Here is an 11405-nt window from a genome sequence, read left to right on the forward strand (position 1 = left end):
CGCACGGTTGGTGTTGATAATTATGTTGCTCTACTACCGCCATCACACGTTGGCGTGTCTTCTCGCTGATCCGGTAGCGCTCGGCCTTACCATTAATCACATAACTGGCTGTCGTCCGTGATACTCCCGCGAGACGAGCTATTTCATCGAGTTTCATAAACGAATCCTTATACCGATCGTTATTGATGGCTTTGTGAATGCGATCAAAGTTTGCACACTCCCGATCAAGAATAAGGTTGCATTATAAGCTAAAACGATTCAGCCTTAAAGCTGAAAGGTTTCAGCTATTGTGATAAATCCCGTCAGCGTCACAGGAATAACGTTTATTAGGCCGCGAGTCGGTAATTGTGGCTAGAATGAAAAGAGGGTGAAGACATGGCTTCACCGTGGAGGATTACAACCAAAAGCTGAAACGATTCAGCTTAATGTGGAAAGCTGATAAACAGAACAAAAACATTGTCAGTGGTCTAGGTTAACGTGAGCGAAGACAACCCACTGATAAAGAAACACAGTCATTAAAGAAACACAGTCATGGCAGTATTGTCTGGCGTGACGGATAACGACTAACCCGTGCACTTGGCACTGAGCCTTTGCACTTGGCATTGACATAAGAGGAAAGCCTCATGCTGGCACTTAACGCACAAGACATTCATATGCAGCAACGCGCTGCTTCCAAGCAAGAAGCGATTAAAGCCATTGCCGGTTTGCTGACGCAAAAAGGACTGGTGGAAGCGGGCTATCAAGACGGCATGTTAGCTCGAGAGGCGCAAACCAGTACCTACTTAGGCAGTGGGATTGCGATTCCCCATGGCACAACCGATACCCGTGATCAGGTAAAACACACTGGGGTTCAGGTGTTTCATTTTCCTGATGGCGTGGATTGGGGGGATGGAAACCTTGCTTATGTGGCCATTGGTATTGCCGCTAAGTCCGACGAGCACCTCAGTATTCTACGCCAGTTAACCCGTGTGTTATCGCAAGATGGCGTTGAAGAACAACTGAAAAAGGTGGCACGTGCTGAGCAGGTTGTTGCGATCCTCAATGGTGAAACCACCGGCGCACAAGCTCTGATCTTTAAACCTGAGATGGTGCTCAGTGGCTTTCCGGCTTCAGACATGACCACCCTCCAAGCAGTGGGAGCAGGTTTACTCAAAAATCATCACTGTTTGAATAACGAGGGAGTGAGTCAGCTGGTGGGAGGCAGCCCTATTCATCTTGGCCAAAGGCATTGGCTACTTGGGGAGAGTGAAGGCGTTGAGCAAACCGGCGTTTCGGTGGTCATGCCCGCGACGTCCTTCACGCATCAAGCGCAGCGAGTCAGTGCGCTTTGGTGTCTTGCCGCGAATAATGGTGCCCACCTTCCTGTTCTGAAAACGCTAACGCAATGGAAAGCCGACGAGCAATTGGCTGCCTGTGTGTCTCTTTCGCCTCAGGCACTGGTTAACGCATGCTCCCCTGAAGCCTCAACCGATGCATCAACGGCAATTGCGTCTACTGACGCGCACGGAAAGGTGACCGATGAAGCCACTAAAGAGGGTGAAAGTGGCACCTTTACTGTCACCAATTCACATGGCTTGCATGCACGTCCAGGGGCGATGTTGGTCAATACCGCGAAAAAATTCCATGCAGACATTCAGGTCGCTAATGCGTCGACTCAATCAGCCTCGGTCAATGCAAAAAGCTTGATGAAAGTGATTGCCTTAGGGGTAAAGCATGGTCATCAATTGCACTTTACCGCGCAAGGTGCGGATGCGGAACAGGCCATTGCTGGTCTTGGCAACGCCATTAAAGAGGGCTTGGGGGAACACGCATGAGTGCCATTTTAACCGTGACTTTTAACCCTGCCCTCGATATGACAGGCACTATTGGTGTGCTGCAACCCGGTGATGTCAATTTGGTACAAAACTACACCCTGCATCCGGCGGGGAAAGGTGTCAACGTTGCACGTGTATTGAGTGATCTTGGGGCCAATGTATCCGTCTCAGGGTTTCTTGGCACAGACAATCAAGACCCATTTTCACAGTTGTTTGCTGAACAGGGGATTGCCGATCATTTTTTACGTGTGCCGGGGGTAAGCCGCACCAATGTGAAGCTAGTAGAAAATGCTGGCCGGGTGACGGATTTGAATTTTCCTGGCATGGCGGTGGACCAGACGAATATTGATGCGTTGACCGAGAGCTTGCTCGCATTGGCGGCAAGCCATGAATGGATCGTATTGGCGGGCAGTTTACCGCCAGGTGTCACCACCGAACAGCTGATGATTTGGATTACCACCTTGCGAGAAGCAGGTAAAAAAGTGGTGGTCGACACCAGTCAATACGCACTACGTGCAGCCATTGATGCAACACCTTGGTTGGTCAAACCCAATGAGGCGGAGTTAGCCCAGTGTCTCAATGCTTCTATCAGTAATGAGCAAGCTGTCTTATTAGCACGAGGTGAGCAGCTTTTTAACCAAGGTATCGCCAACGTTGTCATTTCTCGCGGGATAGACGGCGTGCTGTGGCGCGATCATCAAGGCTGGCTAAAAGCCGTGGCGCCGGCACAACAAGTTGTGAGCACCGTTGGTGCGGGAGATTCTTTAGTGGCGGGCTTGGTCTCAGGCTCTCACGCCGGGCTGAGTAAAGAGACGACACTTCGCCGTGCTGTGGCCATATCGGCGCTTGCGGTCACTCAAGTGGGAGTGGGAGTGAGCAATCATGAAGACGTGAATCAATTATCTGAACAAATCAGCGTATCGCCTGTTGAGCTGTCAGTGCATGCGCAATAAAAACCAATCCATAAGTGGGGTAGAAGGTATGAATCTGGTCATTGTTACGGCATGCCCTAGTGGTGTCGCCAATACTGTTATCGCGGCGGGACTCCTTGAGAAAGCCGTCGACGCAAAAGGATGGACGGCACAGATAGAGTGCCAGTCGCGTGTTCAACCAACAACAGCGCTATCGAACGCTGAGATAGAACAGGCAGAACGCGTGTTGCTTGTTGGCGAGCCCAACGATACCGCGCGTTTTAAAGGTAAACACGTTTACCACGCGACCCTCAATGAGGTGATGGTGGATGCGCAGGCGGTACTGGATGCGGTGTCAGATAAAGCGGAGCTTTATCAATCGGATACCAACAGCGTCAGCAAAGAGAGTAAGCCGTTGAGCATTGTGGGTATTACGGCCTGCCCAACGGGGGTCGCGCATACTTTTATGGCTGCTGAGGCGATTGAAGAAGCGGCTAAGGCAAAAGGCTATCAGGTTAAGATCGAGACACGTGGGTCGGTTGGCGCGAAAAATAACCTCACTGAGCAAGACATTGAAGCCGCGGATCTGGTCTTTATCGCTGCGGACATAGAGGTCGATCTCACGCGTTTCGCGGGGAAGCGCCTCTACAAAACCAGTACTGGTATAGCATTGAAAAAGGCAGCGCAAAGCCTAGACGATGCATTGGCTAACGCAGAAGTTTATCAATCGTCATCGTCCAGCACGTCGAGTTCAAGCGCTGGCCAAGGTGAACGAAGCGGGGTGTATAAACACTTGATGACCGGGGTATCACACATGCTGCCACTGGTTGTCGCTGGTGGTTTGGCGATCGCGCTATCGTTTGTGTTTGGCATTGAGGCGTTTAAAGAGGAAGGGACGCTCGCCGCTGCCCTAATGGAAATTGGGGGTGGCAGTGCCTTCGCGTTGATGGTGCCCGTACTGGCCGGCTTTATTGCCTTCTCGATTGCGGACCGTCCAGGTCTGGCGCCAGGCTTATCGGCGGGATGCTAGCCGCCTCGACAGGGGCCGGCTTCCTAGGCGGTATCTTGGCCGGTTTTATTGCCGGTTACAGCGCTAAATTTGTCGCGGACAAAGTCAGCTTACCAGCCTCGATGGAGGCCCTTAAACCCATATTGGTGATCCCGTTATTAGCCAGTTTGTTTACCGGTTTGGTGATGATCTATGTGGTAGGCGGCCCCGTTTCGGTGGCGATGGAAAGCTTAACAACCTTCTTGCAAAGCATGAACTCAACCAATGCCGTTATCTTAGGTGTGTTACTCGGGGCCATGATGTGTTTTGACCTTGGTGGGCCGGTGAACAAAGCGGCGTATACCTTTGGTGTCGGCTTGATTGAAAGCGGAACTTATATGCCCATGGCTGCTATTATGGCTGCAGGCATGGTGCCGGCGCTAGGCATGGGCTTATCGACTTTCCTAGCCAAGCGTAAGTTTAACGATGCCGAGCAAGAAGCCGGTAAAGCATCATTTGTTTTAGGACTGTGTTTTATTTCGGAAGGTGCGATTCCGTTTGCAGCGAAAGATCCGATGCGTGTTATTCCATCTTGTATTGCCGGTGGCGCGTTAACGGGGGCGATCTCCATGCTGATTGGCGCGAAGTTAATGGCGCCGCACGGTGGCTTGTTTGTCCTGTTAATCCCAAATGCGATTAGCCCTGTATTGTTATATCTCGCCGCGATTACGGCCGGTACCTTGGTGACAGGTTTAGTCTATGCGGTGATTAAACCGGTTAGCCAAGCATCACCATTGACAGCAACGCAATCGTCTTAGTGAGACCTAAAACACTCACGTAAAAAAGGCCCTTGATGGGCCTTTTGTTGTTTATGATAACGATGTGTCGTTTATGATAGCGATTCCGGCTGAGGGACCACAGGGTAGCGGACCCCCATCATTTGCTCCATGCAATGCACCACCTGGCAGCTGTATCCAAACTCGTTGTCATACCAGATATACAGCACGCAACGGTTGCCATCGGCAATGGTCGCTTGGCTATCCACCACACCGGCAAAGCGAGAACCAATCAAATCACTCGAGACGAGTTCGGTGGATTGGGTAAAATCGATTTGGCCGGAGAGCGGGGAGTAAAGCGCGACGTCTTGCAGATACGCATTGATTTCATCTTTGTTGGTGGCGTGATTGAGGTTGAGGTTTGCAATCGCCATCGAGACATTCGGGGTCGGGACACGTACTGAGTTGCCAGTAAGTTTTCCTTTCAGATCCGGTAACGCCTTGGCCACCGCACTCGCTGCGCCCGTCGACGTCAGCACCATATTGAGAGAAGCCGAGCGACCACGACGATCGCCTTTATGGTAATTGTCTATCAGGTTTTGATCATTGGTAAACGAATGGACGGTTTCAATATGACCGCTATCAATGCCAAATTTATCATGCATGGCCTTAAGCACCGGCGTAATGGCATTGGTGGTGCAGCTGGCGGCGGAGATAATCTTGTCATCGTTTCCAATCACATCATGATTAACGCCGAAGACCACATTTTTAAGTGCGCCTTTACCCGGAGCGGTTAGCAATACTTTGTCTGTCCCTTTGCTATCAAGATGCTGACCGAGTCCCTGTTCATCACGCCACATACCGGTATTATCGACGACTAAGGCATTGTTAATACCATACTGGGTATAGTCGACCTCCGTCGGGTTGTTGGCATAAATGACTTGAATGAAATTACCATTGGCGATCAGTGCATTACGGGTATCATCCACGGTAATGCTGCCATTGAATGGACCGTGCACCGAATCGCGGCGCAATAAACTGGCGCGTTTTTCTAAATCTCCTTCTTTGCCGCCGCGGACCACGATGGCACGCAAACGCAACGGGTAGCCTGGACCACTTTTTTCAACCAGTAAGCGTGCGAGCAGGCGGCCAATACGGCCAAATCCATAAAGCACCACATCCTTGGGCTCGACGCTATTGCCGGTGCCAATTAAGTGATTCAATTGGCTATGAAGAAAATCAGTAATCCCATTATCACTGTCATGGGATTGCCAGTACGTCCACGCGAGCTGGCCAAGATCAATTTTACTTGGGGCCAGGTCGAGCTCTGTCATCGCTTCGATGAAAGGGAGGGTTTGGCTCGGGGCTAATGTGCCGCCCGTGTAACGACGTGCGACGCGGTGTGCCTTGATAATATCAATGGTACTTGCGTTGATAAGCTGGCGGCCAAAAAGTTGAATCTCTACGCCTTTTTGACGATAGAGCTGGCTCAACAGCGGATACATGGTTTCAGAGTGAGTTTGACTGGTTTGCCAGTCGATGAGGTAGTGTTCTGGACTCATGAATCGACCTTTTCACGAATGATTGTGGGTGGGCAGGGTGCCCAGTAGGGTAATGAGCTGATCATGGTCAGCCTTGTTATTTTGCTGCGCAGTCTAAATGACGCAGGATTATTCACCTACTAAAAATAAGTTCGAATATTCAAGCACTCATATGCGTTCGCGAGAAATAAAAAGCCGTGAGTGAGAAGAGGTAATTGTGATCAAGATTAGAAACTAAATGAAACAATTTCTGTTGTGTCAGGATTATTGTGAGTGGCAATGGAGCAGTAGTTGATTACTTTTTATCGGAAATTAAGTCAATGAGAGCTACACAAGCAGACAAGCAACAAAGAGTGCTGCTTGTTTGCTGTTTAATTAGCGCGCGTTTACGTTTGATGTAAACACTATTTTAATATTAGTGATCAGATCCCGAGTTCATCTAACAAGTCGTTACTGCCGTTATCTTTCTTTTCGTTCTTGTCGTTAGATTTTTCTTTTTCTTCTAGTCGACGCACGGTTTCTGCCTCTAAGATGGAATCAGGATCGACTTCTTCCCCTTCTTCAAAATCTTGCAGCTGAATGAACTCGGTACGTTCCATTGCGAGCTCAAGATAAAAAATATGATTATTTTCGGTGGTAAAGCTGACGCGACGCGCCTGAGGTTTATCAATGTTGCTGTCGACAGACACGGAGATATTTTTGTTCACCGCCATCATCTTCGGCTGGTTTTGCGTGATAGAGGTTTGAATCGAGCGCTTAATCTTGCCCGTAAAGTCACCGATGATTTGGTTCATCAGCTCGCCAAGGACATCACCGACTTCATCGGATGTATGCTGAGTGGCTAATTCTTCTTCTGGGATCCCATATGCTGCATGTAGTTGCTATAAATCTCTAATGCCGCCTGAGAGGAGAAGTTAATGACAACCAGCCCCGAGAAGCCGCCATCAAACAACACAAAACAACCTATATCCGGTTTAAGGCTGGTTTTTACGATCTTTTGCACCATGGCGGCATGGTGCACCGGAGAATCTGTCGCCTTGGTTAATACTGCCGTGGCGGACTGACAAAGTTTGAGCAGGATGTCCTCGGAGGTGACAACTTTGGTTTTTCTCATTATTCACTACCGTCGTGGTTGATGATACTTGCTTTCAGTGTGGCACCCGATCGCGAGGTTTGTACACTGATTTTCAGGATATTYTTCGGAATAAGGAATTCATCATTGAATTCATTATTTTTGATTCTGGCTGATTCGATGTCGAGCGTGTCTAGCGTGTAAGTAAGCCGCGTGATTGCCGCTTGCATCTGTGTTAACGCCTCATCAAGCGCTTGCGTATCCTGTGCCTTAGCGGCATGCTCGGCGTCTAAACATGCTTGATGCAATTCTATGGCGCCGATACTGCCCGTCGCGGACTTTTGTTTATGCGCAGCCTCTTTAATGCCTTCCCAATCTGTAAACGGTGGCGCCAACTGGCTCAGAGTGGAGAGGCTCGGTAAACTGCGTTGGCGAAATATGGCAATGATATCAAGATAAGACTGCTTCTGGCCGGCATAGAGCCGCTCGATGACGTTTAAATCGAGGATGGTTAGCGAACTTTCGCGTGTCGCGGATGTTTTAGGTTCTTGCTCTTGTGCCGTGTTGGATATTGTATTGGGGCTTTTGCTGAGCCAATGATTCAAGCGGCTTTCGAGCTGGTCTAGCTCAATGGGTTTGGTGATGTAATCATCCATACCCGCGGCAAAGCAACGCGCATCCTCGCCACTGAGTGCATTCGCCGTAATCGCGATAATAGGGACGTACCAGTGGAGGGCTGTCGCGCTCTCAAGGCGGTTGCAAGTGCGTAACCATCTTTATTGGGCATATGACAGTCCGTTAAGACCAGATCAAAACGATTGGCTTGGTAAGCCTGCAATGCTTGATGCCCATCATCAACCATCACCACGTGATAGCCGAGATAGTGGAGCTGTTGGGTTAAAACGTGTTGGTTGGTGGGGTTGTCTTCGGCCACCAGTATACGGCCACGTGTGAGCTCGCCATTGTGCTTTATTGCTTGCCCGTCTGGAATAACATTCGACGTTAGAGATTCACCTAACATACTGATCTCTGGACTGTCTAAACCTAAGCATACGCGGATCCCGTGGACTAAACGGCGATAAGTCAGCGGTGAGGCAAAAAGCTCGACAAGGTATTTATTGGGATGGGGATTCAGCGATAAGTTCTCTCGTAGGGTAATAATGTGTTTCACCCCAAGCGCATCAAAACGAATATCGACGTGGGTGTCGTGCGTGATCAATATGACGTGTTTGGCAGCACTAAGCGGATGCGCGTTCGACGTCGGATCTTGTTGGTTACGTGGTTTTGTTTGATGAACGCTCGCATGCGCAATACCCAAATAATCGAGATAGCGATTAATGGCGTGTTTTAGCGCGTTATCGGGCAAATCAAGGTAAATAAAAACACGTTCGATATCATCACCGCTTAGTAGCTCAGGGTGAGGAGCCGTCGATGTGTCGATGGCATAATTCAAGCGAACCTGGAATTCGGTTCCTTTTGTTTGTTCACTCTCAACCGTCACCTCACCCTCGAGTAAATCGATAATATTTTTACAAATTGCCAGTCCGAGTCCAGAGCCGCCATATTCACGCGTTGTTGATGACTCGGCTTGGTTAAAGGGTTGAAATATATTATCTAATTTGTCATGGCTAATACCAATTCCATTATCCGTGATCGTAAATAGTAATCCTGTTTTTTCTGGCGTGCCTGCGTCGAACGGCGTTATTTTGACTGCAACCTGCCCGGATTGATCTGGCTGTCCGCCAGAGAACTTAATCGCATTTCCCACAAGGTTGAAAAGGACTTGCTTGAGTCGGTTAGGGTCGCCAATCAATGCGTCGGGCAGGCTAGGTTCAACAAATAGTGACAATGTCACATTTTGTTTTTTGGCATGGTGGCTCACCGTGTCCATGACTTGATCAACCGTTTCAGAGAGGGAAAAAGTAACCTGTTCAAACTGGAGTCTTCCTGATTCGGTACGAGAGAAATCAAGGATGTCGTTAATGATCGCGAGTAGTGAAAGGGCGGATTCTCTCACCGTGCTGAGCAACCCTTGTTGGGATTGGGTTAAAGAAGATCGACGCAATAGATCTAGCATGCCGATGACCCCATTCATGGGCGTGCGTATTTCATGGCTCATGGTGGCGAGGAATTGGGCTTTAACTCGTGATGCACTTTCGGCACGCTCTTTTTCTGCAATCAATTGCTCACGAGCTTGGTTGCGCGAGATAATGTGGGCTCTGAATATCACTAAGCCCTGAGCAATTTTTCCGACTTCATCGGTTCTATCTTGAAAGTGATCGGAAGGTGGCGTCATGTCACCGGCAACGAGTCGCTGCATAGAATCTGCCAGTGTGGCAATGGGCTGAGTGAAAGACTGATAAATGTAGAAATACATGGCACTGCTAACAAACAAAATAAACAATAATAAATAGCCAAGGTTTAATTGATTGGAATGGAGGATGGATTGTAAGTCAGTCATTGATCGGGTGACTTCATTCCCCGTCCCTTGTGCAAAAGTGGATAGCGCGTTCTCTAGTGCATGATATTCATGATCGCTCAACGTACGAACAGCTTCCATGGCAGCAACCTTGGCGCTCGGTTGGTAATTATTAAAAATGGCAATACCACTGCGTTTAAGGCTGGTAAAGTGATTGCTTAATTGCGCGATTTTTCTGAGTGAGGCCGGGTCGTTGAGCTCGAATTCTGCCAAGGATAAATACTGCTCAAACGTGGCCATGTCTTCCATAAAGAACTGACGGCTACTGGCTCGGCCTTCCAAGTATTGGTTCAGCTCGGTGAGCATATCGCCATTTTCATCAATGAGCTGGTCAAGGTATTGCAACACCGCTAAGTTGTCGGGTTGTTTTAGTTCTTGCGCGGCTTTGAGTTCGGCGATGAGGTTATCCATCGGGCGGGCGACATCGATGGATAACCGCATCAATTGCTTGCGTGCCCATTGCTCCGCGATAGGATCAAACTCGGTTAATACTTTTTGATGAGCAATGCGTTGAAAACGTTCGTAGAGCTGACTAATTCTTGTTAATTGTTGCTGTGCGTCGGGTTTGATGGCTTGCAGCTCTTCGAGCCAGTTTTCGAAATCTTGTTGATTCTCGAGAAACACTGCCAGCGACTCGTGCCGTCCCATGACATATTTAAGCATGCTGGCGTTCATATCGCTCGCTGCCCTTAGCATCTGCATGGTAATAATCGCACTTGGAACCTCGTGACGTGTGGTCCGCTCCACATCTCGGTTAACCCGCTCCTGCATGATATAGCTTGAAACAGATAGCCCCAGCACCATCAGCGTGATAAACGTCATGATTAATCCAATTTTACTGACAATGCTTTTACTAAATGGGCGTGGGCGGTTTACCTTCATGGATTTTTCTTACATCCTTGTGAGCAATTGATTCGGTGCACATCCGTGATAAATGGCTCAATGTGTGGTTTGTTTTCATCACTGCAAACTCAAGCTATACTGCAATGAAGAGTGGATCAGCGGTTTGCATGAGTAAAGTGCGCCATTGATAAGCAATAAAGGCTTACTGTTCACAGTTTTGCTACTGTATGCCAACGAGCAACGTGCCAGTACGTGTTATTGCGCATGCTATCTTATAGTATAGGCTGCAAAGAAGCAGTATAAGCTGCATGGAAACGAAGGTGCATAGAAGAAGGTGCATAGAAACAGTATAAATCGCGTGGCGTGCTGCGAAGCGTGACTCGCTTTCTAATTTCGTCCTCAAGGGGCGCATATTTCGGATATTCGCGATACAATAGCGATATATGAACAGTCTAAGGACAAATAATCATGGTAGTAGATTCAGACGGGTATCAAGCACTGATCGAGCACTTTGCGTTCAATCTCACTGTGTTTGAACAACCTGGTGAAGCCATTGGCGATGAAACCATTGCTGACATCGTGCACGATCTCGTCGCCTCTAACATCATGACCATTTGTGAGCAGAACCCAGGGCTCTCATCCGCGTTGAGGTTCACGATTCTCCGTGAAGCCGATCGTGTGGTTGAAGATATGGAAGAGGTCTTAGCCGGGCGGTGGGAGCAACCTGTCACGGCAGAACAAGTGGGCTTTTTAGAAGAGTATGTGGCGCTGGTTAAAAACTTGTTTGATGGTGCGATGGTTGAATTTCGTTAATCTGTGGGAGGGTGTTCAATATTCTGTGTCAGCTAAAAATCATAGCGCGATGTGATCATCCAGTCGACCCTCAAAATGGATTGCCAACTGCGACAGTGTGAGGTTCCAATTCTGCACCGGATGTGTCCATCGCTCAGACGCTTTTAGTATCCCTGCATACAATAATTA

Annotated in this window: 7 protein-coding genes and 3 pseudogenes; 4 read left to right on the plus strand and 6 right to left on the minus strand. The window is 48.8% G+C overall.

Going from position 1 to position 11405, the window contains the following annotated elements:
- On the minus strand, positions 1-157 hold a 157-nt coding region (locus DZ54_RS24250), incomplete at its 3' end, for a LacI family DNA-binding transcriptional regulator (protein ID WP_128080523.1).
- Positions 158-623: 466 nt separating this feature from the next.
- On the opposite strand from DZ54_RS24250, the gene fruB reads away from it, so the two are divergent.
- The 3 genes and pseudogenes from fruB (at position 624) to fruA (ending at position 4531) form a co-directional block, all read left to right on the plus strand.
- A complete protein-coding gene (gene fruB, locus DZ54_RS0112280; RefSeq protein WP_025674388.1) occupies positions 624-1814 on the plus strand; it encodes a fused PTS fructose transporter subunit IIA/HPr protein in 1191 nt (396 codons plus the stop codon).
- Positions 1811-2767, plus strand: coding sequence for a 1-phosphofructokinase (gene pfkB, locus DZ54_RS0112285; protein ID WP_025674390.1), 957 nt, complete (start codon positions 1811-1813; stop codon positions 2765-2767). The genes fruB and pfkB overlap by 4 nt, the downstream gene beginning before the upstream one ends.
- A 28-nt stretch (positions 2768-2795) precedes the next feature.
- Positions 2796-4531, plus strand: a pseudogene (fruA, locus tag DZ54_RS21440) (PTS fructose transporter subunit IIBC).
- A gap of 71 nt (positions 4532-4602) precedes the next feature.
- On the opposite strand, the gene DZ54_RS0112295 reads toward fruA, so the two are convergent.
- The 4 genes and pseudogenes from DZ54_RS0112295 to DZ54_RS0112310 form a co-directional block, all read right to left on the minus strand.
- Positions 4603-6051, minus strand: a complete 1449-nt coding sequence (locus DZ54_RS0112295) for a glyceraldehyde-3-phosphate dehydrogenase (protein WP_025674392.1) — start codon at positions 6049-6051, stop codon at positions 4603-4605.
- A 401-nt stretch (positions 6052-6452) separates the two neighbouring features.
- Positions 6453-7144: pseudogene (locus tag DZ54_RS21445) on the minus strand (DUF3334 family protein).
- On the minus strand, positions 7144-7758 hold the full coding sequence (locus DZ54_RS0112305; RefSeq protein WP_025674394.1) for an Hpt domain-containing protein: 615 nt from the start codon (positions 7756-7758) through the stop codon (positions 7144-7146). Before DZ54_RS0112305 ends, DZ54_RS21445 begins: the two are co-directional and overlap by 1 nt.
- Positions 7725-10403, minus strand: a complete 2679-nt coding sequence (locus DZ54_RS0112310) for an ATP-binding protein (RefSeq protein ID WP_164831593.1) — start codon at positions 10401-10403, stop codon at positions 7725-7727. Before DZ54_RS0112310 ends, DZ54_RS0112305 begins: the two co-directional genes overlap by 34 nt.
- 489 nt (positions 10404-10892) lie before the next feature.
- On the opposite strand from DZ54_RS0112310, the gene DZ54_RS0112315 reads away from it, so the two are divergent.
- Positions 10893-11237 carry a DUF3802 family protein gene (locus DZ54_RS0112315; protein WP_021023245.1) on the plus strand — a complete coding sequence of 115 codons (345 nt, stop codon included), beginning with the start codon at positions 10893-10895 and terminating at the stop codon, positions 11235-11237.
- Positions 11238-11276: 39 nt separating this feature from the next.
- Here DZ54_RS0112315 and DZ54_RS24880 read toward each other — a convergent pair.
- A pseudogene (locus DZ54_RS24880) lies at positions 11277-11405 on the minus strand (IS256 family transposase); the annotation flags it as partial.

Origin of the sequence: Salinivibrio socompensis S35 (genome assembly GCF_000513715.1) — a bacterium.
Classification (GTDB): Bacteria; Pseudomonadota; Gammaproteobacteria; order Enterobacterales; family Vibrionaceae; genus Salinivibrio; species Salinivibrio socompensis.